Consider the following 23,845-nt stretch of genomic DNA (forward strand, 5'->3'; position numbering starts at 1 on the left):
GGGCGTGTCGCGTCCGCCTAGCGGGATCCGCTGGGACGCGGATCGTGCGTTCGGCGGTGCGGGGGCGCGCCGGGAGGGCGGCTCGTCGCCGGCGAGACGGGCGCGGAAGGCTCGGTGCTCGGGCCGAGACGGGCGCGGACCGGCTCTCGAATAGACTGGCCCCTGCCATCAGCGGCGCCCTCGGGGGCCGCACGCAACGAGATTTCCGAGGGAGCACCGTGTCCGGGCATTCCAAGTGGGCCACGACCAAGCACCAGAAGGCGATCAAGGACTCGCGCCGCGCGAAGTCCTTCGCCAAGCTGATCAAGAACATCGAGGTGGCCGCCAAGATCGGCGGCGCCGACCTCTCCGGCAACCCGACGCTCGTCGACGCCGTGCAGAAGGCGAAGAAGACCTCGGTGCCGAACGACAACATCGACCGCGCGATCAAGCGCGGTGCCGGCCTCACCGGCGAGGTCATCGACTACACGACGATCATGTACGAGGCCTACGGCCCCAACGGCATCGCCCTGCTCGTCGAGTGCCTCACCGACAACAAGAACCGCGCCGCGGCGGACGTCCGCACCGCGATGACCCGCAACGGCGGCACCATGGCCGACCCGGGCAGCGTCGCGTACAACTTCGCGCGCAAGGGCGTCATCTCCGTGCCCCACGGAGAGAGCGTCACCGAGGACGACGTGCTCGGCGCGGTCCTCGACTTCGGTGTCGACGACGTGCTCGACCACGGCGAGAGCTTCGAGGTCCGCGTCGAGCCGAGCGAGCTCGTCCCGGCCCGCTCGGCCCTGCAGGAGGCGGGCATCGACTACGACTCCGCCGACATCGAGTTCGTCGCCTCCCTCCAGGTCGAGGCCGACGCCGAGACGGCCCGCAAGGTCTTCCGCCTGATCGACGCGCTCGAGGACTCGGACGACGTGCAGAACGTCTACACCAACCTCGACATCACGGCCGAGGTGCGCGCCGAGCTCGAGAACGAGGAGTGACGCGGTGAGCCCGGCCCGATCCTGGAGGGCGGCCTGATGCGCGTCCTCGGGATCGACCCCGGGCTCACCCGCTGCGGCGTCGGCATCGTCGACGTCTCGCGCGACCGCCGCGCGACCCTCGTGCACGTGACGGTCCTCCGGACACCGCCCGACGACGCGCTGGAGCGCCGCCTGCTGGCCCTGGGCGACGGGCTCGAGGCGCTGCTCGACGAGCACCGCCCCGACGCCGTCGCGATCGAGCGGGTCTTCGCGCAGAACAACGTCAGCACCGTGATGGGCATCGCGCAGATCAGCGGCGTAGCCCTCGTCGCGGCGGCCCGGCGCGGGCTCCCGGTCGGGATGCACACGCCGAGCGAGGTGAAGGCCGCCGTCACCGGCTACGGAGCCGCGGACAAGCGCCAGGTCACCGCGATGATCCAGCGCGTCCTCCGGCTCGACGCCCCGCCGCGGCCGGCCGACGCGGCCGACGCCCTCGCCCTGGCCGTCTGCCACGCCTGGCGGGCCCCTCTCGCGCCGTCCTCCGGGTCGGCGGGAGCCGGTGCCGACGGAGCGGCGGGCGGCACAGCAGCGCAGCGGGCGTGGCGCGCCGCCGAGGCCGCGAGTCGAACGCCTGTTCGAGCATCTAGACTGACGCGGTGATCTCCTCCCTCCGCGGCACCGTCCTCTCCGCCCGCGGGAGTCTCGCCGTCCTCGACGTCCACGGCGTCGGCTACGCGGTGAACGTGACCCCGCAGCACGCGCTCGAGATGCGCGTCGGCGACGAGACCACGGTCAGTACCGTGCTCGTCGTCCGCGAGGACTCGCTCACCCTCTACGGCTTCCCCGACGAGGAGCAGCTCGAGATCTTCGAGCTGCTGATCGGCGTGACCGGCGTCGGCCCGAAGTCCGCCCTCGGCGTGCTCGGCGCGGTCGAGCCGGACCGGATCGCGCAGGCGGTCGCCGACGAGGACGACGGGGTGTTCCGGAAGGTCAGCGGCATCGGCCCGAAGACGGCCAAGCTGATCATCCTGTCGCTCGCCGGCAAGGTGACCGTCCGTCCGCGCGCCGCCCGCGGCTCCGGTCCCGCCGCCACCGCCGCGCAGAACGTGCTCGCGGCGCTCGTCGGCCTGGGCTGGCCCGAGCGCACCGCGGCCGATGTGGTCGACGAGATCCTGCTCGACGCGCAGGCCTCCGACGCCGCGAACGTGCAGGCGCTGCTCCGGCTCGCCCTCGCCCGCCTCGGTCCGGCGGCCCGCTCGTGAGCGACGAGGTGCTGGGCGCCGAGGTCGCATCGGAGGCCGAGGTCGCCTTCGAGGGCGCCCTGCGGCCCAGGAACCTCAGCGAGTTCGTCGGCCAGCGCAAGGTGCGCGGCCAGCTCGAGCTGCTGCTCAAGGCCGCGGCCATGCAGGGCCGGACCCCGGACCACATCCTGCTGGCGGGCCCGCCCGGTCTCGGCAAGACGACCCTCGCGATGATCGTGGCGGAGGAGAGCTCCTCGCCCCTGCGGCTCTCCAGCGGCCCCGCGATCCAGCACGCGGGCGACCTCGCCGCCGTCCTCTCCTCGCTGCTGCCCGGCGAGATCCTCTTCATCGACGAGATCCACCGCATGGCGCGCTCCGCGGAGGAGATGCTCTACCTCGCGATGGAGGACTTCAGGATCGACATCATGGTCGGCAAGGGGGCGGGAGCGACGTCCGTCCCGCTGGATCTCGCCCCGTTCACGCTCGTCGGCGCCACGACCCGCTCCGGCCTGCTGCCCAATCCGCTCCGCGACCGCTTCGGCTTCACCGCGCACCTCGAGTTCTACGCGGAGGACGAGCTGCGGCAGGTGCTCGCCCGGGCGGCACGGCTGCTCGAGCTCGACATCGACGCGGACGCGATCGCCGAGATCGCCGGCCGCTGCCGAGGCACCCCGCGCATCGCCAACCGCCTGCTCCGGCGGGTGCGGGACTTCGCCCTGGTCCACGGCGGACGGGCCGACGTGACCGCCGTCCGCGCGGCGCTGGAGCTCTACGACGTCGACGCGCTCGGACTCGACCGGCTCGACCGCGCGGTGATGGAGATCGTGCTGACCCGCTTCGACGGGGGGCCGGTCGGCCTGAACACCCTCGCCGTGTCGGTGGGGGAGGAGGCGGAGACGGTCGAGGCCGTCGTCGAGCCGTTCCTCGTGCGGATCGGATTGCTGACCCGGACGCCGCGCGGCCGCGTGGCGACCCCCGCCGCCTACCGCCACTTCGGCATCGACCCCCGGGGGACGGCGGCTCAGCCGCCCCTGTTCCCCGATGATCTATGATTCTCTAGGCCCGACGGGCCGCTCGATCCGCTCCGCCTCGACCTGAGGCCGCGCGGCGGATCGCCCATCCACTCCGGAAGGCCCACCCATGGATCCGACGATCATCCTGCTCGTCCTGCTGCTCGCCGTGATGATCATCTTCATGTTCCGCAACAACAAGAAGCGCCAGCGCGACGCGGAGAGCATGAAGAACAACCTCCAGCCGGGGGTGGAGCTCATGACCGGCTCCGGCCTCTTCGGCACCGTCGTGTCGATCGACGACGAGGCGAACAAGATCGTCATCGAGTCGACCCCCGGCACGCTGCTGACCATCCACCGTCAGGCGATCGCCCGGCTCATCGACCCTAGCGAGAACGCCGTCGTCGTCGAGACCGAGGACGAGGCCGACCCGCTGACCGCGACCGGCTCGCCCGAGTTCGGCGAGCGCGACTCCGCGCACCGCGACCCGCTGGTGGACCCGGTCGAGCGCGACCGCCGCCCCGACGCGCAGTAGTCTCCTGGGCGGGCCGGGCGCATCGGCGCCCGCCCGCCCTTCTCCACGCCCGGGCGTCCCCGGGCCGATCACCGTCGACCGAAGAGAAAGCTGAGCCCTGGGTGGCCGCATCAACCCCCGTCCGGAAGGCCCGCCGCTCCCTGAGCTGGCTCGGTGTCCTGATCCTCGCTCTCGTCGGACTCAATACGGCGGCCGTCCTCTGGGGCGGCGGCTCCTGGACGCCGAAGCTCGCCCTCGACCTCGAGGGCGGCACGCAGATCGTCCTGCAGCCGCAGCTGAACGACGGCGACACCGTCTCGTCGGAGCAGCTGACGCAGGCCGTCTCGATCATCCGCCAGCGCATCGACGCGTCCGGCGTCTCCGAGGCCGAGATCACGACCCAGGGCTCGAGCAACATCGTCGTCTCGATCCCGGGCACGCCCGACGACGAGACGCTCCAGCGCATCGAGGCCTCGGCGAAGCTCGACTTCCGCCCAGTCCTCGTCGCGAGCCAGGCCACCAACAGCTCGGTCGGCGGCGACGCGACGTCCTCGCCCACGCCGACGCCCGTCGACCCGTCGCTCTCGACGGAGCCGACCGCCTCGCCGACGAACGCGAGCGACCTCGCCTACCTCACGCCGGCGCTCGAGGCCCAGTACACCTCGTTCGACTGCGCGTTCCTCAACGGCCAGGACCCGAACCTCGCCCCGGCCGACCAGCCGCTCATCACCTGCGACGACAGCGGGACGGTGAAGTACGTCCTCGGCCCGGTGGAGATCACCGGCGAGGACATCTCGGACGCCTCGAACGGCCTGATGACGACCTCCTCCGGCGCCAGCACCGGCACCTGGGCCGTCAACCTCTCGTTCGACGACCAGGGCACGCAGGCCTTCGGCGACGTGACCTCGCGCCTCGTGGCGCTGCAGGGTGCGCAGAACCAGTTCGCGATCGTCCTCGACGGCCGGGTCATCTCGGCCCCGTCGACGAACGCCGCCATCACCGACGGCAACGCGCAGATCTCGGGCTCCTTCACCCAGGAGTCGTCGAAGACGCTCGCCGACCAGCTCAAGTACGGCGCGCTGCCGATCGGCTTCCAGGTCCAGAGCTCGGACAGCATCTCGGCGACGCTCGGCTCCGCCCAGCTCGCCAGCGGCCTGCTCGCCGGCCTCATCGGCCTGATCCTCGTCATCGTCTACTCCATCGCGCAGTACCGCGTTCTCGGAGCCGTCACGATCGCCTCGCTGCTCGTCGCGGCGATCGTCACCTACCTCGTCGTCACGCTGCTGTCCTGGCGGGAGGGACTGCGCCTCTCGCTCGCAGGAGTCGCGGGTCTCATCGTCGCGATCGGCATCACGGCCGACTCGTTCATCGTGTACTTCGAGCGCATCCGCGACGAGCTCCGCGACGGACGCGGCCTCGAGTCCGCCGTCGAGTCCGGCTGGCGGCGCGCGCTGCGCACCATCTTCGCGTCCGACATGGTGAACCTGCTCGCCGCGGTGGTCCTCTTCCTCCTCGCCGTCGGCAGTGTCCGCGGCTTCGCGCTCACCCTCGGGATCACGACGATCATCGACCTGATCGTGGTGGCGCTGTTCACCCACCCGATCCTGCAGCTGATGGCCACGAGACCGTTCTTCGCCGAGGGGCACAAGGCCTCGGGCCTGGATCCCCGGGCGCTCGGGGCCGTCTACCGCGGCCGTGCCGCCTTCCGTCCGCAGGACCAGGTGGTCGCCGGCAAGCGCGCCTCCGCGTCCCGCGAGGCGGCCAAGCGCCAGACCATCGCCGAGCGGAAGGCCGCCGAGGCGGCCGGCCTGCGCGACTCCAACGACTCGAACGGGAAGGACGCGTGATGGCCAGCTTCTCGCAGTTCGGAAACGACCTCTACACCGGTGCGCGATCGATCGACTTCGTCGGCCGGCGCCGCACGTGGTACCTCGTCTCGCTCGCCCTGATCCTGATCACGCTGCTCGGGACGGTCGCCCGCGGCGGCTTCAACTTCGGCATCGAGTTCACCGGCGGCTCGCAGTTCACGGTGTCCTCGCCGTCAAGCCTCGAGCAGGCGACGGCGACGGACGCGGTGACCTCGGTCGCTCCGGAGACCGTGCCGCGCGTGTCCATCGTCGGCGACGACTCCATCCGCGTACAGACCGGCCAGCTCTCGACCGACGAGTCGACCGCGGTGCGGAACGCCCTGTCGGAGGCGTACGACGTGCCCACCGACCAGGTCGCCTCCTCCTTCATCGGAGCGGCGTGGGGCAACGACGTGACCCAGCAGGCCCTGCGCGGCCTGGTGATCTTCGTGGTCCTCGCGGCCCTGGCCATGTGGGCGTACTTCCGCACCTGGAAGATGTCGCTCGCGGCGATCGTCGCGCTCCTGCACGACCTCGTGATCGTGGCGGGCGTCTACGGCATCACCGGCACCGAGGTGTCGCCGGCGGCGGTGATCGGACTGCTGACGATCCTCGGCTACTCGCTCTACGACACGGTCGTGGTCTTCGACAAGATCCGCGAGAACACCGTGGAGGCGCTCGGCAGCACGACCCGCACCTTCTCCGAGACGGTGAACCTGGCCGAGAACCAGACTCTCGTGCGCTCCATCAACACCTCGATCGTCGCCGCCCTCCCGGTGGCCGCGATCCTCGTGATCGGTGCGTTCGTCCTCGGCGCGGGCACGCTCCGCGACATCTCGCTCGCCCTGCTGATCGGCATCATCGTCGGCACGTACTCGACGATCTTCGTCGCGGCGCCGCTGTACGCCCAGCTGCGCAGCCGGGAGCCCGAGATCTCCAAGCACGACAAGCGCGTGGAGTCGGCCCGGGCGAAGGCGACCGCGCCGGCCGCGCCGGCCGTGCAGGGCTGAGCCGTGGCCGACTACGCACAGGTCACGGCGGCCGACGCCGTCGGACTCGTCGAGCGCAACGAGGTTTGGCTGCTCGACGTCCGGGAGCCGCACGAGTGGGCGGTGGGGCATGCTCCGGCCGCCCACCACATCCCGATGGGGGAGATCGGCGCCCGGCAGGACGAGCTCCCGGCCGACACGGCGATCCTGGTGGTCTGCCACTCCGGAGTCCGCTCCGCGATGGTGACGCAGGCCCTCGACGGCGCCGGCTACGAGGTCGCCAACGTCGACGCCGGCATGACCGCCTGGGCCGCGGCGGGCGGCGACGTGGTCGACGGCGAGGGGCGCCCGGGACGCATCGGCTGACGCCGGCGCCGTCCGCCCCGGGCGGAACGGTCATCGGCGCCGTCCGCACGGGCGATAATGGGGCGATGGAGATCCTCGCGTGACGGAAACGACGACGACGTCCTCGACCGCTGCCCTGCGCAGACTGGTCCCGCGGATCTTCTCGCGCGCGCAGCCCTCCGGTGCTGTCGACACCCTCGTCCGCACCGTCCGGATGCACCATCCGAAGAGCGACATCGCGCTGATCGAGCGCGCGTACTCGGTCGCGGAGCGGGCGCACGCGAACCAGAAGCGCCGCAGCGGCGAGCCCTACATCACTCATCCGCTGGCCGTCGCGCAGATCCTCGCCGACCTCGGCATCGGCTCGAAGACGATCGCCGCCGCGCTGCTGCACGACACCGTCGAGGACACCGACTACCAGCTCGACGAGCTCCGCGCGGACTTCGGCGACGAGGTCGCGATGCTCGTCGACGGCGTCACCAAGCTCGACAAGGTCAAGTACGGCGACAGCGCGCAGGCCGAGACCGTCCGCAAGATGATCGTGGCGATGTCGAAGGACATCCGCGTCCTGATCATCAAGCTCGCCGACCGCCTCCACAACGCGCGGACCTGGGGCTTCGTCCCCGCCGAATCCGCCGCCCGCAAGGCCACCGAGACTCTCGAGATCTACGCGCCGCTGGCGCACCGCCTCGGCATCCAGGCGATCAAGTGGGAGCTCGAGGACCTGTCCTTCGCGGTGCTCTACCCCAAGATCTACAACGAGATCGAGAGCCTGGTGAAGCGGCGGACGCCGCAGCGCGAGGAGTTCGTGCAGAACGTCATCGACCTGATCAGCGAGGACCTGCGGGCCGGGCGGATCCGCGGTCGTGTCGTCGGCCGGCCGAAGCAGTACTACTCGATCTACCAGAAGATGGTCGTCCGCGGTCGCGAGTTCGACGAGATCTACGACCTGGTCGGCATCCGCGTCCTCGTGAACTCGGTGCGCGACTGCTACGCCGTGCTCGGCTCGATCCACGCCCGCTGGACGCCGATGCCGGGCCGGTTCAAGGACTACATCGCCACTCCGAAGTTCAACCTCTACCAGTCGCTGCACACGACGGTCGTCGGGCCGAAGGGGCGTGCGGTCGAGATCCAGATCCGCACCAACGAGATGCACCAGCACGCGGAGTTCGGCATCGCGGCGCACTGGAAGTACAAGGAGCAGATGGCCACCGGCAAGGTGCCCACCTCCGGATCGAACGACACCGACCTCGCCTGGCTCGCGCACCTCTCGGACTGGCAGTCGGAGACCACAGACCCGAACGAGTTCCTCGACTCCCTCCGCTTCGAGATCGGCGCCAAGGAGGTCTACGTCTTCACCCCGAAGGGACGCGTGATCGGCCTGCCGACCGGTGCGACCCCGGTCGACTTCGCCTACGCGGTGCACACCGAGGTCGGGCACCGGACGATGGGCGCCAAGGTCAACGGGCGCCTCGTGCCGCTGGAGTCGGCTCTGACGACGGGCGACGTGGTCGAGGTCTTCACCTCGAAGAACCCCGACTCGGGACCGAGCCAGGACTGGCTCCACTTCGTGCAGAGCCCGCGGGCCCGCAACAAGATCCGGCAGTGGTTCACCAAGGAGCGGCGCGACGAGGCGATCGAGCAGGGCAAGGACTCCATCGCCCGGGCGATGCGGAAGCAGAACCTGCCGCTGCAGAAGCTGATGAGCCAGGACACCTTCACCGAGGTGGCCAGCCAGCTGCGCTACAACGACGTCGAGGCGCTCTACGCGGCCGTCGGCGAGGGCCACGTCTCGACCCAGTCGGTGCTCGAGAAGGTCGTCTCCTCCATCCAGGGCGATCCGGAGTCGGACGAGAACGAGGTCACCCTCCCTCGCTCGCCCCGGCCGCGGAGCCGGAGCAGCGAGTCGGGCGTCCTCGTGAAGGGCGCGCCGGACATCCTCGTGAAGCTCGCGAAGTGCTGCACTCCGGTTCCGGGCGATCAGATCGTCGGATTCGTGACGCGGGGAGCCGGCGTCTCCGTGCACCAGGCGAACTGCCACAACGTGCAGGAGCTGCTGAAGGAGCCGGAGCGGATCGTCGACGTCGAGTGGGCGCCGTCCTCCAAGAGCATCTTCCTCGTGCAGATCCAGGTCGAGGCGCTGGACCGCTCGGGCCTGCTGAGCGACGTGACGCGCGTGCTCTCGGAGCACCACGTCAACATCCTCTCGGCGACGGTCTCCACCTCGAGCGACCGGCTGGCGATCAGCCGGTTCGTCTTCGAGATGGGCGACACCACCCACCTGGACCGCGTGCTGAACGCCGTGCGCCGGATCGACGCCGTCTACGACGTCTACCGGGTGAACGCGGGCTGATCCCCGGGCGGCGCCTCGCCGAGCGCCGCCCGCAGCCGTCGTCCGACGATCCTCCGTCCGGCGACGGCGCTGCCCTCCTCCAGCCTCGCGAGGACGGCGTCGAGGCCGGTCCGGGTGCTCCGAGAGAGCGCCCGGAGGATCGCGCCCGCGTCCTCCGTCCGGGCGAGGTCGATCAGCGTGCGAGCAGGCGACGTGACCGGCGCGCCGCCGAGGAGGACGACGTCGTCCTCGTCGAGCAGGACCTCGTGGCAGCGCAGGCGGGGGTTCGACGGCGCCTGTCGGCGCTTCCGCCGGTCGATCGAGGCGCTGTGCACCGGCGGCGGGCCGTGCGTCGCCCCGTGCACCCATGCGGCGGAGAGACGATCGGCGACGGCGCCGCGGGGGAGCAACGAGCGCAGGGAGGCGGCCCGCTCGGACGCCCCCAGGGGCAGGTCCGCGACGAGGAAGCCCTCGTCGAGCGCGACCAGCTCGCCGTCGAGGCGGGCGGCGCACAGCTCCGCGAGAGGGAGGTGCCCGGGGAGGAGCACGGAGGGGAGGCGCATCCGGCCATGCTGGCCGATGCGCCTCCCCTCCGGAGCGTCGCGAGCGGATCTGTGGAGGGATCCGCCGGCGCGGGTCTAGCCGATCGCGTCGAGCCAGACCTTGCGGGCGTCGAGCGCCTCCTGAGCCTGGGCGATCGCGTCGCGGTCGCCGCGCGCCTTCGCCTCGTCGAGCTCGTCCTGGAGCTGCTGGATCGCGGCGGTCAGCTGCGAGGCGAGACCCTCGGAGCGGGCCTTGCGCTCCGGGTTGCTGCGGTTCCAGTGCTCCTCGTCGAGCTTGCGGACGTGCGCCTCGACCTTGCGGAGGCGGTCCTCGACGGTGCGCACCTGCTCGCGCGGCACGCGGCCGACGGCGTCCCAGCGCTCCTGGATCGAGAGCAGCACCCGCTTAGCCTTCTCGCGGTCCTGCTCCTGCAGGAGCGGCTCCGCCTCCTCGAGGAGGGCGAGCTTGAGGTCGAGGTTCTCGGTGTACTCGACGCTCTCCTGCGCGACGATCTCGGCCTTGGCGCCGTAGATCGCGTCGCCGGCGGCCTTGAAGCGCGCCCAGAGCGCGTCGTCGAACCGCTTGCCTGCGCGGCCCGCGACCCGCCAGCGCTCCAGGAGCGCGCGGTAGTCCGGGATGGCGTCGGCGCCCTGGGGCACCAGCGCCTCGGCCTGGTCGATGAGCGCCTGCTTGGCCTGCTTGGCCTCGCGGTGCGCGGAGTCGAGGTCGGCGAAGAACGCCTTGCGGTTCTGCTCGATCGTGGTGCGCGCACCGCGGAACCGGCGCCACAGCTCGTTCGCGTCGTTCTTGGGCAGGCGCGGACCCTGCTGCTGGTGGTTCTGCCAGCGGGCGAAGAGGTCGTCGATCGCGGCGCTGGCCTGCTTCCACTGCGTCTTCGCCGGGTCGACCGCCGCCAGGGCCTCGGCCTCAGCGACGATGGCCTCGCGGTAGGCGAGTGCCTCGGACAGCGCGGCCTTCGACTCGGCCGCCTGCTGCTCGGTCAGATCCTCGACGGAGCCGCTCAGCGCGTCGACCCGGGTCTGCAGCGACTCGAGGTCGCCGACCGCGTTCGCCTGCGCGATGGCCGCGGACAGCGACTGCACCGTGCGGGCGACGTCTCCGGCGGGTGCGCCCCGCTTGGCGCGCTGCTCGAGCAGGGAGACCTGCCCGGCGAGCTCCGTGTACTTGCGCTCGTAGTAGGCGAGCGCCTCCTCGGGAGTCGCATCGGGGTACTGGCCGACCTCTCGCTCCCCGTCGCCGACGCGGACGTAGACCGTCCCGTCGTCGCCGACCCGTCCCCACGGCTGCTGGTCACTCATCGCTCGGAGCCTCACCTTGCTGTTCGATGTCGTGCTTCTCGGTGCCCGTCGCGTCGTCGGCCGGTGGGGCTCGACGGCCGGAGGGCCGAAGACCGCGCTCGGCCGCGAACGGGCAGTGACGACAAGCCTATTGCACTCCCCGCGCGGGCGGACCGTGACGACGCCGCGGGTGCGGCTACTGGACGGAGACGGAGGTGATGGTCACGGGCTCGGCGGGGGCGCCGTCACCCGATCCGTCGGCCGTGCCCTTCGACACGACGTCGCTGACGAGCGCGTCGAGTCCCGAGGTGACCTGCCCGAGCACGGTGTACCCGCCGGCCGCGTCGGCGGGCAGGGTCGTGTCCTGGTAGACGACGAAGAACTGGCTGCCCTGGCTGTAGCCGTTGCCGCCCTGGCGGGCCATCGCGATGGTCCCGGCCGGGTAGACGCCGTCCTCGGGCGCGTTCTCGACGGGGCCGTAGCTGTAGCCGGGGCCGCCGGTGCCGTCGCCGTTCGGGTCGCCGCACTGGAGGACGTAGAGGCCCTCCGTGGTGAGGCGGTGGCAGGAGACGCCGTCGTAGAAGCCGGACTGCGTCAGCGAGATGAAGGAGGACACCGCCTGCGGGGCAGCGGCGCCGGCGAGCGTGATGCCCAGCGGGTCCTCGCCGATCGTGAGCGTGCCCGTCCAGTCGCGGCCCTCGGCGATGTCGGAGGAGGGGACGTCGCCGGTGTTCGACCCCGTCGCCTCGGGCGTCGGGGTCGCGGAGGAGGAGGAGGTCGGCTCGGCGACCGGGGTGCCGGGGCCGCCGGAGAAGTAGAGGATCTGGGCGACGACCGCGAGCCCGATCACGACGACGGCGGCGATCGCCGCGATCACGTTGTCGCGCACGCGCCGCTTCTGCCTCGAGCGGTGGAGGCTCTGACGGGCCTGGTAGGCCCGGAGCCGGGTGCGCGCCTCGCGGTCGTTCGACTTGCCCTGGGCCACGTGTTCCTCCGACGTCCTCGTCCGCGCGGCTTCGGCGCGGCGGCCCGCGCACGCAGGCCGCGTCGAGCCTACGAGAACCGCCGGAGGCGCGACAAACGCCGCTCCGTCGCGCCGGGCAGTCGGGCCGGGGCTCTGTCGGAGGCCGTCGTTACGCTGGGGGCATGACCATGCAGCAGGCCGGACTCCGCTCCGGGGCGACTCCGCTCGCCGTGCGGATGCGGCCGCGCAGCCTCGAGGAGGTCGCCGGCCAGCGCCACCTCCTGACGCCCGGCTCGCCCCTGGTCGCCCTCGCCGCCGACACGACGGGGGAGCGGGGAGCGGTGTCCGTGATCCTCTGGGGCCCTCCAGGCACGGGCAAGACCACGCTCGCGCAGGCGGTGGCCCACTCCAGCGGCCGCCGCTTCGTCGAGCTCTCCGCCGTCACGGCGGGCGTGAAGGACGTGCGGCAGGTGATGGAGGAGGCACTCTCCACCCGCGACCTCTACGGCACGTCCACCGTGCTCTTCCTCGACGAGATCCACCGCTTCACCAAGGCGCAGCAGGACGCACTGCTGCCCGGGGTCGAGAACGGGTGGGTCATCCTCATCGCGGCCACGACCGAGAACCCCTCGTTCTCGGTGATCGCGCCGCTGCTCTCGCGCTCGCTCCTGCTGACCCTCGAGCCGCTCAGCGACGACGACCTGGGCGTCCTGGTCGACCGCGCCCTGCACGACGAGCGGGGTCTGCGCGACTCGGTGACGCTGGAGGAGGAGGCCCGGGCGAGCATCGTGCGGCTCGCCTCCGGAGACGCCCGGCGGGCGCTGACCGCGCTCGAGGCCGCCGCCACCTCCGCCCGCTCGGAGGCCCGCGAGGCCGACCGGGTCGCCCGCGCCGCCGCCGCGGAGGACCCGGACGAGGAGGACGAGGACGACGAGGGCGCTCCCGTCGAGGCCGCCGCCGAGGAGCCCGCGCTCCCCGTGATCACGACCGAGGTCGTCGCGCGCGCCGTCGACCGCGCCCTGCTGCGCTACGACCGCAACGGCGACGAGCACTACGACGTCATCAGCGCCTTCATCAAGTCCATCCGGGGCTCGGACGTCGACGCGGCGCTGCACTACCTGGCCCGGATGATCGAGGCGGGGGAGGATCCGCGGTTCATCGCCCGCCGCATCATCGTCTCCGCGTCCGAGGACATCGGCATGGCCGACCCGCAGGCGCTCGTCGTCGCGATCGCCGCGGCCGACGCCGTGCAGTTCATCGGCATGCCGGAGGGGCGCATCCCGCTCGCCCAGGCGGTCGTGCACCTGGCGACCGCCCCGAAGTCGAACGCGTCCTACTCCGCCATCGACGCGGCCATCGCGGACGTGCGCGCGGGCCGCGCGGGTCGGGTGCCGGCGCACCTGCGCGACGCGCACTACCCCGGCGCCAAGAAGCTCGGCCACGGGAAGGGCTACCGGTATCCGCACGACGCCGACCTCGGCGTCCTCGAGCAGCAGTACCTCCCGGACCCGCTCCAGGGCGCGCGGTACTACCGGCCCACCGAGCACGGCAACGAGCGCGACGTCTCCGCACGACTGGCGAAGCTCCTGCGCATCATCCGCGGCGACCGGGGCTGACCGCGCCGACCGCGAGCTCGCGCGACCCGCACGGGAGGCCGTGGCCTGATAGTCTTGCGAGGTTGCCCACCGCTCTGTAGCCGAGCGGAGCAGCGCATCCCTCTGAATCGCGCAGCCCGCCACTGCGGTCACCCTTCCCCCGCACCCGCGGAGGACACGACCGCGGCGTCCGCCCTCCTCCCGGAGCCGGCGGTCGAGAGCTGCGACCGAACCTCTCAGACCTTGGAAGGACCACTGTGTCGACCACGTCCCGTACCCGCTCGAAGACGCGCCTCTCGCGCGCCCTCGGCATCCCCCTGACCCCGAAGGCCGCCCGCTACCTCGAGAAGCGTCCCTACGCTCCCGGTGAGCACGGCCGCTCGAAGCGCAAGGCCGACTCCGACTACGCGGTCCGCCTGCGTGAGAAGCAGCGTCTGCGCGCCCAGTACGGCATCCGCGAGAAGCAGCTCCGCATCGCCTTCCAGGAGGCGCGCCGCACCCAGGGCCTGACCGGTGAGAACCTGGTCGAGCTCCTCGAGATGCGCCTCGACGCCCTCGTCCTGCGCTCGGGCTTCGCCCGTACCACCGCGCAGGCCCGCCAGTTCGTCACCCACCGCCACATCATGGTGGACGGCAAGACGGTCGACCGCCCCTCCTTCCGCGTGAAGCCGGGCCAGGTCATCCACGTCAAGACCCGCTCCGAGGGCACCGAGCCCTTCCAGGTCGCCGCCGCCGGTGGACACGTCGACGTCCTCCCCAAGACCCCGGGCTACCTCGAGGTCGAGATCGACAAGCTGCAGGCGACGCTCCTGCGCCGCCCGAAGCGCGCCGAGGTCCCCGTGACCTGCGAAGTGCAGCTCGTCGTCGAGTACTACGCGGCCCGCTGAGTCCAGCCCCGCAGAGAAAGGCCCCGGTGTGCGCACCGGGGCCTTTCCCGTTCCCGGGGTCGCGATCCGGAGTGCCCGCCGCGCTCCGAGAGTCCCGCGCTGCGCCCGATCCGGCCGTCGCGCCCGAGCCGAGCGCCCGTCCCCGCGTCCGACCCTCTCGCGGGCCGTCGGTAGGCTGGAGTGCCGCGCTGGGCGGCATCGAACGGAGGTCACCGTGACCGGTGGAGACATCGCAGGGCTCATCGCCGCGGGGGTGTTCGCGATCCTGGTGGCGATCACCGCCGTCCCGCTCTGGAAGCTCGGGCGCGTCTTCGACAGCACGAGCGAGGCCATCAAGCAGGCCAGCGACGGCCTGACGCCGATCCTCGACGAGTCGGCCTCCACCCTCCGCGAGGCCAACCACCAGCTCGCGCGGGTGGACACGATCACCAAGGACGTCGCCGAGGTCACCGGCAACGTCAACGCGCTCGTCGCTCTCACGGCCGCGACCGTCGGCGGTCCGCTCATCAAGCTCGCCGGCTTCACCGCCGGAGTCCGCGCCGTGCTCGTCGCCGGACGGACGGCCGACAAGGCCGGAGCCGCGGTCGGCCGCTCCGCCGCGAAGCGCACGAAGCGCCCGCGCTCGAAGTAGCGCCGCGCCCGCGCCCTAGAATCGAACGGGTCGTCGCGCCGTCGCGCCCGCCCCGCCGCTGTGGAAGGACACCCCGTGAAGAACATCCTCCTGATCGTCATCGGGATCGGCCTCGGATTCGCGGTCGCCCACCAGGTCTCGCGCACCGAGGCGGGCGCCCGGCTCTTCGCCGACATCAACCGCACCGCGAAGGAGCTCGGCGAGGCCGTCTCCGAGGGCTACCACCAGCGCGAGGCCGAACTGAAGGCCGCCATCGGCGAGGGCTGACGCCCCGCCGCCCGACATCCGCGTCGTCACCGACCGAACCGTAACGGAACCCATGCAGACCGCAGACATCCGCAACCGCTGGCTCGACTTCTTCGGGAGCCGCGGCCACACCGTGGTCCCCTCCGCCTCCCTCGTGAGCGAGGACCCGAGCCTCCTCTTCACCGTCGCCGGCATGGTGCCGTTCGTGCCCTACCTCACCGGAGTGGTCCCCGCGCCCTACCCGCGTGCCACCAGCGTGCAGAAGTGCATCCGCACCAACGACATCGAGGAGGTCGGCAAGACGCCTCGTCACGGCACCTTCTTCCAGATGAACGGCAACTTCTCCTTCGGCGACTACTTCAAGGAGGGGGCGATCGGCTACGCCTGGGAGCTGCTCACCGGCGCCGAGAGCGACGGGGGACTGGGCTTCGACGAGAAGGACCTCTGGGTCACCGTCTACAAGGACGACGACGAGGCGATCGCGCTCTGGAAGACGATCGCGGGACTGCCGGACGAGCGCATCCAGCGCCTGGACAAGGACACCAACTACTGGTCGACCGGCCAGCCCGGCCCCGCGGGCCCCTGCTCCGAGATCTTCTTCGACCGTGGACCCGCCTACGGGATCGACGGCGGCCCGGCGACGGACGACGACCGCTACGTCGAGATCTGGAACCTCGTCTTCATGCAGTACCTCCGCGGCGAGGGCACGAGCAAGGTCGACTTCGACATCCTCGGCGAGCTGCCGCGCAAGAACATCGACACCGGCATGGGCCTCGAGCGCGTCGCCTTCCTCAAGCAGGGCGTCGAGAACATGTACGAGATCGACCAGGTCCGTCCGGTCCTCGATCGCGCCGCCGAGCTCTCGGGCCGCCGCTACGGAGCCGTCCACGAGGACGACGTCCGCATGCGCGTCATCGCCGACCACGTGCGCTCCTCGCTGATGCTGCTGTCGGACGGCGTGACGCCGTCCAACGAGGGGCGCGGCTACATCCTCCGCCGCCTGATGCGCCGCACGGTGCGCGCCATGCGCCTGCTCGGAGTGGACACCGCGACGTTCCCCGAGCTCTTCGCCGCCTCGCGCGACGCGATGGCGTCGGCATACCCCGAGGTGTCCACGGAGTTCGAGCGCCTCTCGACCAGCGCCTACGGCGAGGAGGAGGCGTTCCTCCGCACCCTCGCGGCCGGCACCGAGATCCTCGACCTCGCGGTCCTGAAGACGAAGAAGGCCGAGTCGCCGACGCTGCCGGGCGACACCGCGTTCCTCCTGCATGACACCTTCGGGTTCCCGATCGACCTCACCCTCGAGATCGCCGAGGAGTCGGGTCTGACGGTCGACCGCGAGGCGTTCGACTCCCTCATGACCGCGCAGCGCACGCGTGCGAAGGCCGACGCGAAGTCGAAGAAGTCGGCGCTGGCCGATCTCTCGGTCTACGCCGACTTCCGCGCGCACGGCGAGACGCTGTTCACCGGCTACGACGTGCTCGACACCGAGACGCGCATCCTCGGCCTCATCGTCGGCGGGCACTCCGTCACGAAGGCGGTCGCGGGCGACATCGCCGAGGTGATCCTCGAGGCGACCAGCCTCTACGCGGAGTCGGGCGGCCAGGAGGCCGACGCCGGCCGCATCGTCGGCTCCGGCTTCGATCTCGAGGTCCTCGACGTGCAGAAGCCCGTCAAGGGGCTCATCAGCCACAAGGTCCAGGTCGCCAGCGGCGAGGTCGGAGTGGGCGACGCCGCCACCTCCGTCGTCGACCGCGACTGGCGCCGGGGCGCCACGCAGGCGCACTCGGGCACCCACCTCATCCATGCCGCGCTGCGCCAGGTGCTCGGCCCGCAGGCGCACCAGTCCGGCTCCTACAACAAGGCGGGCTACCTGCGCCTGGACTTCTCGTGGAACCAGGCCCTCTCGCTCGAGACCCGCAGCGAGATCGAGGAGATCGCCAACACGGCGATCCGGGACAACCTCGAGGTCGTCACGCGCGAGCTCCCGATCGACGAGGCGAAGGCGCTCGGCGCGATGGCCCTCTTCGGCGAGAAGTACGGCGACGTCGTCCGCGTGGTCGACATCGGCGGGCCCTGGTCGCGTGAGCTCTGCGCGGGCACCCACGTCGGGCGCTCGTCCGAGGTCGGCGTGATCAGCCTGGTCAGCGAGTCCTCGGTCGGATCGACCAACCGCCGCGTCGAGTCGCTCGTGGGCCGCGAGGCCTTCCAGGAGCTCGCCGCCGAGCGCGCCCTCGTCAGCACGATCTCGTCCTCGCTGAAGACCCCGCGCGAGCAGCTGCCCGAGCGGATCGGCGAGCTCGTCGCGAGCCTCAAGGCCGCTGAGAAGCGGATCGCCGCGTTCGAGGCGAAGGCCCTCGCCGACCGGGTGCCCGCCCTCGCCGCGACCCGTCGCACGGTGGGCGGCACGACCGTCGTCGCCGAGAGCATCGGCACCGCGGGATCGACCGACGAGCTCCGCTCCCTCGTGACCTCCGTCCGTGAGCGGCTCGGTCAGGAGCCGGCCGTCGTCGCGCTGGCCGCCGACGTCTCGGGCAAGCCCGCGGTGATCGTCGCCACCAACCAGGCCGCCCGCGACCAGGGCCGCCGCGCGGGTGCGCTCGCCAGGCGCGCCGCCGGGATCCTCGGGGGCGGCGGAGGCGGCAAGGACGACCTCGCCCAGGGCGGCGGCTCCGACGTCTCCGCCATCGGCGCGGCGCTCGAGGCCGTGGTGCAGGAAGCGACCAGCTGAATGGGCCGGTTCGGCGTCCGGCTCGGCATCGATGTGGGTCGCGCCCGCATCGGGGTCGCCCGCTGCGACGCCGACGGCCTGCTCGCGGTGCCCGTCGAGACGGTCGCGCGGGCGGGCACTGACGGCGGATCCTCGGACGTCTCCCGGATCGCGCACCTCGCCGCCGAGTACGATGCCCAGGCGATCATCGTCGGACTGCCGTTGTCGCTGTCGGGGGCCGAGACGGCCTCGACGGAGGACGCGCGCGGATTCGCTCGACTGCTCGCCGAGGCGGTGCCCACCGCTCCGGTGCGGCTCGTCGACGAGCGGCTGTCGACGGTCACCGCTCAGAGCGCCCTGCACCGCTCCGGACGCACCACCCGCGGCTCCCGAGCCGTGATCGACCAGGTCGCCGCCGTGGTGATCCTGCAGCACGCCATCGATTCCGAGCGCTCGGCCGGCACCCCGGCCGGAGTCTTGCTCGAACCGAACGAAGGACCTCCCCGTGACCGACGTCCCCCCGAGCCGCCGCGACGCCCGCGCCGCCGAGCAGGCGCAGCCGACTCCGCCCGACCCGACTCCGGAGCAGCAGCCCGCGCCGACTGAGGCGCACGATCCGCTGGGCCGCCTCTTCACCGGGCCCGACGTGCCCGAGCCCCGCGGCCGCGACGACGCGGCCGCGTTCGACCCGGACGCGCGCCCGAAGCGGCGCCGCGCGGCTCCCGCGACGGGCGGCGCGAAGAAGCGCCGCAGCCGCCGCGGGCTCATCGGCGGGTTTCTGGCCTTCGGCGTCTTCGCCGCGCTCGTCGCCATCGCCGTGACGATCTTCCTCGAGCCCGTGCGCGGCCTGTTCGCCGAGCCCGAGCCGACCGACTTCACCGGCACCGGCTCGAGCGAGGTGCTGTTCACGATCCACCAGGGCGACGGCGGCAGCGACATCGCCAACAACCTCGTCTCGGACGGGGTCATCAAGTCGTACGACCCCTTCTACGACCTGCTCCTCGCTCAGAGCCCGGAGCCCGTCTTCCAGCCCGGCGCGTACTCGCTCAAGGCCGAGATGAGCGCCAAGGCCGCACTGTCGGCGCTGCTCGACTCCGAGTCGACGCGCCTCGCGAACACCTTCGTCATCCCCGAGGGGACGGCGCTCAAGGAGGCGCTGCCTCTCATCGCGGACGGCACCGGGGTCGCGCTGACGGACCTCGAGGCGGCCGCCGCCGACTGGGGCTCGTTCGGGCTCCCGGCCGGGGCGACGAGCCTCGAGGGGTTCCTGTTCCCCGCGACGTACGACATCGACCCGTCGACGCCGGCGCACGACATCCTGAAGACGCTGGTCGACCGGATGTACCAGTCGCTCGACCAGGCCGGTGTCCCGGTGGACGACCGCTACCGCGTCGTGGTGTTCGCGTCCCTCGTGCAGCGCGAGGCCCGCGTCGCCGAGGACTTCCCGAAGGTCGCGCGCGTGTTCCAGAACCGCCTCGACCAGGGGTGGCGCCTGCAGTCGGACGCGACCGTGGCGTACGGCACCGGCGCGACCGACCGCGTCTCGACCACGGACGCCGAGCGGAACGACGCCGGCAACGTCTACAACACCTACCAGCGCGACGGCCTGCCGCCCGCGCCGATCTCGAACCCGGGCGACGTGGCGATCGACGCGGTCATGCACCCCGCGGACGGCACCTGGATGTACTTCGTCACGGTGAACCTCGAGACGGGCGAGACGGTCTACTCCACCACCGACGCCGAGCACAACGCGGCCGTCGACCAGTGGCAGGCCTGGATGCGGGACCACCCGGAGTACCAGTGACGGCCGCCGGGTACCGCCTCGCGGTCCTCGGCGCGCCGATCGCGCACTCGAAGTCGCCCGCGCTGCACGCGGCCGCCTACCGGGTGCTCGGACTCGACTGGAGCTACCGCGCCGTCGAGACGACGGAGGCGACCCTCTCCGAGGTCGTGTCCGGTGAGCCCTGGCACGGACTGTCGCTGACCATGCCGCTCAAGCACGCGGTGCGCCCGCTGCTGGCGGAGGAGGACGCGGTCGCCCGGGTCACCGGCGCGGTCAACACGGTGCTGGTCGACCGCTCCGGCCCGGCACCCCGCCTCCGCGGGTTCAACACCGACGTCGCGGGCATCGTGCGCGCCCTCGCCGAGGCGGGCATCGTCTCGGCGGAGCGCGTCCAGGTGCTCGGCGGGGGAGCGACCGCCGCCTCCGCCCTGGCCGCCGCCGCCGAGCTCGGCGCGGCGCGGGTCGACCTCGTCCTGCGGACGGCGTCGAGGGCCGTCGAGCTCGCTCCGCTCGCGGAGTCGCTCGGCGTCCCGCTCTCGGTCCGCTCCTTCGCCGACTGGTCCACCGGAGCGCCACTGGTGATCTCGACGCTCCCCGGCGGGGCGGCGGACGGCCTCGACGTGCCCGACGCGGCGGTCGCGGGCTCGACCCTGTTCGACGTGGCGTACTCCCCGTGGCCGAGCGCGCTCGCCCGGCGCTGGGAGCAGGGCGGCTCCCCGGTCGTCTCCGGGCTCGGGATGCTGCTCCACCAGGCACTCGTGCAGGTGCGGATCTTCGTCGGCGGCGACCCGGTCCTGCCTCTCGATCGCGAGGACGAGGTGCTCGCGGCGATGCGCCGAGCCGTCTCGGCGGGTCCGGCGCACTGACCTCGTGTGCCAGAATCGGAGGATGCTCCGTTGGCTCACGGCCGGGGAATCCCACGGTCCCGAACTCGTCGCCGTCCTCGAAGGACTGCCGGCGGGCGTCCCCGTCTCCCTCGACGACATCCGCGCCGATCTGGCGCGCCGGAAGCTCGGCTACGGCCGCGGAGCCCGGATGAACTTCGAGCAGGACGAGCTGACGATCTCCTCCGGCGTCCGGCACGGAGCGACGATGGGCAGCCCCATCGCCCTGCGCATCGGCAACACGGAGTGGCCGCGCTGGGTCGACGTCATGTCGGCGGAGCCCCGCGACCCCGAGAGCCTGCCCAAGGGCCGCGGCGCCGCGCTCACCCGGCCCCGCCCGGGCCACGCCGACCTCGTCGGGATGCAGAAGTACGGCTTCCCCGAGTCCCGCAACGTGCTCGAGCGCGCCTCCGCCCGCGAGACCGCGGCCCGCGTCGCCCTCGGTGCCGTCGCCCGCCGCTTCCTCGGCGAGCTCGGCGTCTCGCTCGTCAGCCACACCCTCGCCATCGGGCCGGTCCGCGTGCCCGAGGGCTCGCCGCTGCCCGGCCCGGCCGACGTCGCCGCCCTGGACGCGGATCCGCTGCGCTGCCACGATGCCGCGACCAGCGCCCTCATGGTCGCCGAGGTGGACCGCGCCCACGACGACGGCGACACTCTCGGCGGCGTGGTCGAGGTCCTCGCGTACGGTCTCCCGCCCGGACTCGGGTCCTACGTGCACTGGGACCGTCGTCTCGACTCCCAGCTCGCGGCGGCCCTGATGGGGATCCAGGCGATCAAGGGCGTCGAGGTCGGCGACGGCTTCCTCACCACCACCCGCCGCGGCTCGGAGGCGCACGACGAGCTCTTCCAGTCCGCCGCCGGCATCTCCCGGTCCAGCGACCGGGCCGGCGGCACCGAGGGTGGGATGAGCACGGGGACCGTGCTGCGGGTCCGCGCCGGCATGAAGCCGATCGCGACCGTGCCGCACGCGCTGCGCACCGTCGACGTCGCCACCGGCGAGGCGGCCGGCGCTCACCACCAGCGCTCCGACGTCTGCGCGGTGCCGGCGTCCGGTGTCGTCGCGGAGGCGATGGTCGCCCTGGTGCTCGCGAACGCCGTGCTCGAGAAGTTCGGCGGCGACAGCGTCACCGAGACCCGCCGCAACCTGCAGGGCTACCTCGCCGCCATCCCCGACGAGCTCCGCACGGCCGCCGCGAGCGACCCGGGTCTCGGGCTCGCCTGATGGCCGCGTCCTCGGCGGCCCGCTGATGGCGGGTCACGATACCGGCGCGGCCCGCGCCCGCCTCGTCCTGATCGGCCCGATGGGCGCCGGCAAGACGACGATCGGCAAGCGGGTCGCGAAGGCGCTGAGCGCCGGGTTCGTCGACTCCGACGCGGAGTTCGTGCGCACCCACGGCCCGATCGCCCGCTACTTCGACGCCCACGGCGAGCCGGCCTTCCGCCGGGAGGAGCGCCGTGTCGTCGAGCGCGCCGTCCGTCGCGACGTGGTGCTGAGCCTCGGCGGGGGAGCGGTGCTCGATCCCGCGACGCGCGCCGACCTCGCGGACGTGCCCGTCGTGCTCCTCACCACCACGGCCGAGGCCGTCCGCGACCGGCTCGGCTCCGGCTCCCGCCCGCTGGTGCGCGGCGGGGTCGGCGACTGGGTCCGCATCTTCGACGAGCGGCGCCCGGTCTACGAGTCCCTCGCGGACACCGTGGTCGACACCTCCCGGCGGCCGATCACCCTGATCGCCGCCGAGATCGCGGAGTGGGTGCGCGCGCAGCGCCCCTCCGCCACCCCTGCACCATCGGACCCGGCGGCCACGAGCCGCCCGAGCGGAAGACAGTCATGAACGACGGCACCACCGCCATCCCCGTCGCCGGAGAGAACGGCTACGACATCCACGTCGGGCGCGGACTCCTCGACGGCCTCGCCGACGCGATCGGCCCCCGGGCCGCGAAGGTGCTCATCGTGCACCCGCCGACCCTCGCGGTCCTCGCCGCCGAGATCCGCGAGAGCCTGCTCGAGCGCTACGAGGTGCTGCTCGCCGAGGTGCCGGACGCCGAGGCCGCGAAGCGCGTGGAGGTGGCGGCCTTCTGCTGGCAGGTGATGGGGCAGTCGGACTTCACCCGCACGGATGTGGTCGTCGGCTTCGGCGGCGGCGCGATCACCGACCTGGCCGGCTTCGTCGCCGCCACCTGGCTCCGCGGGGTCGACCTGGTGCAGGTGCCGACCACCGTGCTCGGGATGGTCGACGCGGCCGTCGGCGGGAAGACCGGCATCAACACGGCCGAGGGCAAGAACCTCGTCGGCGCCTTCCACGCGCCGCGGGCGGTCGTCGCCGACCTCGACGTGCTGACCAGCCTCCCGCGCAACGAGATCCTCGCCGGCTTCGGCGAGATCGTGAAGTACGGGATGATCGCCGAGCCGCGCATCCTCGACATCATCGAGTCCGACATCGACCTGGCCACCGACCCGACGTCGGAGGAGTTCCGCAGCCTGGTCGAGCTGTCGATCGGGATCAAGGCGCGGGTCGTCGGCGAGGACTTCACCGAGAAGGGCCTGCGCGAGATCCTGAACTACGGGCACACCCTCGGGCACGCGGTCGAGCACGCCGAGCGCTACCAGTGGCGCCACGGCGCGGCCGTCTCCGTCGGGATGATGTTCGCGGCGGAGCTCTCGCGCCTGACCGGATCGCTCAGCGACGCGGTGGTGGACCGCCAGCGCCGGGTCCTCGAATCGCTGACCCTGCCGACGAGCTACCCGCTCGGACGATGGGAGACGCTCCTCGCCGCGATGCAGCGCGACAAGAAGACCCGCGCGGGGATGCTCCGCTTCGTGGTCCTCGACGACATCGCCCGCCCGAGCATCCTGCAGGGGCCGGAGACGTCGCTGCTGTTCGCGGCGTACCAGGAGATCGGATCGTAGGTCCGACTCGGCTGAGCCCGGGCGGCGCCGTTGGGGCGATTCGCATGCGGCGTCCAGACTCCTCTGCCGACGGGGCCGCGTCGACTACACTCGACGGGTCAGCCGGACCGGCCGATATCGCCGCGCCCGCGTACCGGGCTCGCCGGCGCAGACTTCCAC

General features: G+C 72.2%; 22 protein-coding genes and 1 pseudogene. 20 read left to right on the plus strand and 3 right to left on the minus strand.

Features of this window, described 5'->3' with window-relative positions; all coding sequences use genetic code 11:
- The first annotated feature begins 218 nt into the window (after positions 1-218).
- The 9 genes from C5C30_RS07325 (at position 219) to C5C30_RS07365 (ending at position 9,258) form a co-directional block, all read left to right on the plus strand.
- Positions 219-980 carry a YebC/PmpR family DNA-binding transcriptional regulator gene (locus C5C30_RS07325; RefSeq protein WP_104224772.1) on the plus strand — a complete coding sequence of 254 codons (762 nt, stop codon included), beginning with the start codon at positions 219-221 and terminating at the stop codon, positions 978-980.
- Between the two features lie 36 nt (positions 981-1,016).
- Entirely contained in the window at positions 1,017-1,619 is a 603-nt protein-coding gene (gene ruvC, locus C5C30_RS07330; protein WP_104225338.1) for a crossover junction endodeoxyribonuclease RuvC, read from the plus strand.
- Positions 1,616-2,221: a Holliday junction branch migration protein RuvA gene (gene ruvA / locus C5C30_RS07335; protein WP_104225337.1), complete on the plus strand. Its 606-nt coding sequence runs from the start codon at positions 1,616-1,618 to the stop codon at positions 2,219-2,221. Before ruvC ends, ruvA begins: the two co-directional genes overlap by 4 nt.
- Entirely contained in the window at positions 2,218-3,252 is a 1,035-nt protein-coding gene (ruvB, locus tag C5C30_RS07340) for a Holliday junction branch migration DNA helicase RuvB (RefSeq protein WP_104224769.1), read from the plus strand. Before ruvA ends, ruvB begins: the two co-directional genes overlap by 4 nt.
- 88 nt (positions 3,253-3,340) lie before the next feature.
- Entirely contained in the window at positions 3,341-3,745 is a 405-nt protein-coding gene (gene yajC / locus C5C30_RS07345; protein WP_104233318.1) for a preprotein translocase subunit YajC, read from the plus strand.
- Between the two features lie 101 nt (positions 3,746-3,846).
- Positions 3,847-5,571: a protein translocase subunit SecD gene (gene secD, locus C5C30_RS07350; protein WP_104261519.1), complete on the plus strand. Its 1,725-nt coding sequence runs from the start codon at positions 3,847-3,849 to the stop codon at positions 5,569-5,571.
- Complete coding sequence (gene secF / locus C5C30_RS07355; protein WP_104233316.1) at positions 5,571-6,581, plus strand: protein translocase subunit SecF; 1,011 nt, start codon at positions 5,571-5,573, stop codon at positions 6,579-6,581. The genes secD and secF overlap by 1 nt, the downstream gene beginning before the upstream one ends.
- Before the next feature lie 3 nt (positions 6,582-6,584).
- Positions 6,585-6,926 carry a rhodanese-like domain-containing protein gene (locus C5C30_RS07360; protein ID WP_104333453.1) on the plus strand — a complete coding sequence of 114 codons (342 nt, stop codon included), beginning with the start codon at positions 6,585-6,587 and terminating at the stop codon, positions 6,924-6,926.
- Between the two features lie 79 nt (positions 6,927-7,005).
- Positions 7,006-9,258 (plus strand): bifunctional (p)ppGpp synthetase/guanosine-3',5'-bis(diphosphate) 3'-pyrophosphohydrolase, encoded by a 2,253-nt coding sequence (locus tag C5C30_RS07365; protein ID WP_104225334.1) that lies wholly within the window; start codon positions 7,006-7,008, stop codon positions 9,256-9,258.
- Here C5C30_RS07365 and C5C30_RS07370 read toward each other — a convergent pair.
- The 3 genes from C5C30_RS07370 to C5C30_RS07380 all read right to left on the minus strand — a co-directional run bounded on the left by C5C30_RS07370 (position 9,237) and on the right by C5C30_RS07380 (position 12,063).
- Positions 9,237-9,800: a type IV toxin-antitoxin system AbiEi family antitoxin gene (locus C5C30_RS07370; RefSeq protein WP_104225333.1), complete on the minus strand. Its 564-nt coding sequence runs from the start codon at positions 9,798-9,800 to the stop codon at positions 9,237-9,239. The two genes, C5C30_RS07365 and C5C30_RS07370, sit on opposite strands and share 22 nt — an antisense overlap.
- 75 nt (positions 9,801-9,875) lie before the next feature.
- Positions 9,876-11,099 (minus strand): DUF349 domain-containing protein, encoded by a 1,224-nt coding sequence (locus C5C30_RS07375; protein WP_104333454.1) that lies wholly within the window; start codon positions 11,097-11,099, stop codon positions 9,876-9,878.
- Positions 11,100-11,274: 175 nt separating this feature from the next.
- Entirely contained in the window at positions 11,275-12,063 is a 789-nt protein-coding gene (locus tag C5C30_RS07380) for a peptidylprolyl isomerase (RefSeq protein WP_104333455.1), read from the minus strand.
- A gap of 161 nt (positions 12,064-12,224) precedes the next feature.
- Here C5C30_RS07380 and C5C30_RS07385 point away from each other — a divergent pair, with 161 nt between their 5' ends.
- The 11 genes and pseudogenes from C5C30_RS07385 to aroB all read left to right on the plus strand — a co-directional run bounded on the left by C5C30_RS07385 (position 12,225) and on the right by aroB (position 23,686).
- On the plus strand, positions 12,225-13,658 hold the full coding sequence (locus C5C30_RS07385; protein ID WP_104225330.1) for a replication-associated recombination protein A: 1,434 nt from the start codon (positions 12,225-12,227) through the stop codon (positions 13,656-13,658).
- Positions 13,659-13,894: 236 nt separating this feature from the next.
- The gene (gene rpsD / locus C5C30_RS07390) at positions 13,895-14,524 is read left to right on the plus strand and encodes a 30S ribosomal protein S4 (protein ID WP_068210518.1); all 630 of its coding nucleotides are present in this window, start codon (positions 13,895-13,897) and stop codon (positions 14,522-14,524) included.
- Positions 14,525-14,738: 214 nt separating this feature from the next.
- A complete protein-coding gene (locus tag C5C30_RS07395; protein ID WP_104224759.1) occupies positions 14,739-15,155 on the plus strand; it encodes a DUF948 domain-containing protein in 417 nt (138 codons plus the stop codon).
- Between the two features lie 75 nt (positions 15,156-15,230).
- A complete protein-coding gene (locus tag C5C30_RS07400) occupies positions 15,231-15,422 on the plus strand; it encodes a hypothetical protein (protein ID WP_104225329.1) in 192 nt (63 codons plus the stop codon).
- A gap of 52 nt (positions 15,423-15,474) precedes the next feature.
- Positions 15,475-18,132 (plus strand): alanine--tRNA ligase, encoded by a 2,658-nt coding sequence (gene alaS / locus C5C30_RS07405; RefSeq protein WP_104269497.1) that lies wholly within the window; start codon positions 15,475-15,477, stop codon positions 18,130-18,132.
- A pseudogene (gene ruvX / locus C5C30_RS07410) lies at positions 18,133-18,606 on the plus strand (Holliday junction resolvase RuvX); the annotation flags it as partial.
- Between the two features lie 10 nt (positions 18,607-18,616).
- Positions 18,617-19,915, plus strand: a complete 1,299-nt coding sequence (gene mltG, locus C5C30_RS07415) for an endolytic transglycosylase MltG (protein WP_181131498.1) — start codon at positions 18,617-18,619, stop codon at positions 19,913-19,915.
- Positions 19,912-20,760: a shikimate dehydrogenase gene (locus tag C5C30_RS07420; RefSeq protein WP_258063458.1), complete on the plus strand. Its 849-nt coding sequence runs from the start codon at positions 19,912-19,914 to the stop codon at positions 20,758-20,760. Before mltG ends, C5C30_RS07420 begins: the two co-directional genes overlap by 4 nt.
- A gap of 22 nt (positions 20,761-20,782) precedes the next feature.
- The gene (gene aroC / locus C5C30_RS07425) at positions 20,783-22,000 is read left to right on the plus strand and encodes a chorismate synthase (RefSeq protein WP_104246778.1); all 1,218 of its coding nucleotides are present in this window, start codon (positions 20,783-20,785) and stop codon (positions 21,998-22,000) included.
- Between the two features lie 25 nt (positions 22,001-22,025).
- A complete protein-coding gene (locus tag C5C30_RS07430; protein ID WP_104333456.1) occupies positions 22,026-22,610 on the plus strand; it encodes a shikimate kinase in 585 nt (194 codons plus the stop codon).
- Positions 22,607-23,686: a 3-dehydroquinate synthase gene (gene aroB, locus C5C30_RS07435; protein WP_104224752.1), complete on the plus strand. Its 1,080-nt coding sequence runs from the start codon at positions 22,607-22,609 to the stop codon at positions 23,684-23,686. Before C5C30_RS07430 ends, aroB begins: the two co-directional genes overlap by 4 nt.
- Positions 23,687-23,845: the final 159 nt, after the last annotated feature.

The sequence above is a fragment of the Rathayibacter sp. AY2B5 genome, from assembly GCF_002931645.1.
GTDB lineage: Bacteria > Actinomycetota > Actinomycetes > Actinomycetales > Microbacteriaceae > Rathayibacter.

Bases quoted from the DNA above. Each gene is read 5' to 3' on its own strand.
- C5C30_RS07375 (WP_104333454.1), bottom strand. From the start codon at position 11,099: ATGAGTGACCAGCAGCCGTGGGGACGGGTCGGCGACGACGGGACGGTC.
- aroB (WP_104224752.1), top strand. From the start codon at position 22,607: ATGAACGACGGCACCACCGCCATCCCCGTCGCCGGAGAGAACGGCTAC.
- alaS (WP_104269497.1), top strand. From the start codon at position 15,475: ATGCAGACCGCAGACATCCGCAACCGCTGGCTCGACTTCTTCGGGAGC.
- secF (WP_104233316.1), top strand. From the start codon at position 5,571: ATGGCCAGCTTCTCGCAGTTCGGAAACGACCTCTACACCGGTGCGCGA.
- C5C30_RS07430 (WP_104333456.1), top strand. From the start codon at position 22,026: ATGGCGGGTCACGATACCGGCGCGGCCCGCGCCCGCCTCGTCCTGATC.
- aroC (WP_104246778.1), top strand. From the start codon at position 20,783: ATGCTCCGTTGGCTCACGGCCGGGGAATCCCACGGTCCCGAACTCGTC.
- yajC (WP_104233318.1), top strand. From the start codon at position 3,341: ATGGATCCGACGATCATCCTGCTCGTCCTGCTGCTCGCCGTGATGATC.
- C5C30_RS07385 (WP_104225330.1), top strand. From the start codon at position 12,225: ATGACCATGCAGCAGGCCGGACTCCGCTCCGGGGCGACTCCGCTCGCC.
- ruvC (WP_104225338.1), top strand. From the start codon at position 1,017: ATGCGCGTCCTCGGGATCGACCCCGGGCTCACCCGCTGCGGCGTCGGC.
- C5C30_RS07370 (WP_104225333.1), bottom strand. From the start codon at position 9,800: ATGCGCCTCCCCTCCGTGCTCCTCCCCGGGCACCTCCCTCTCGCGGAG.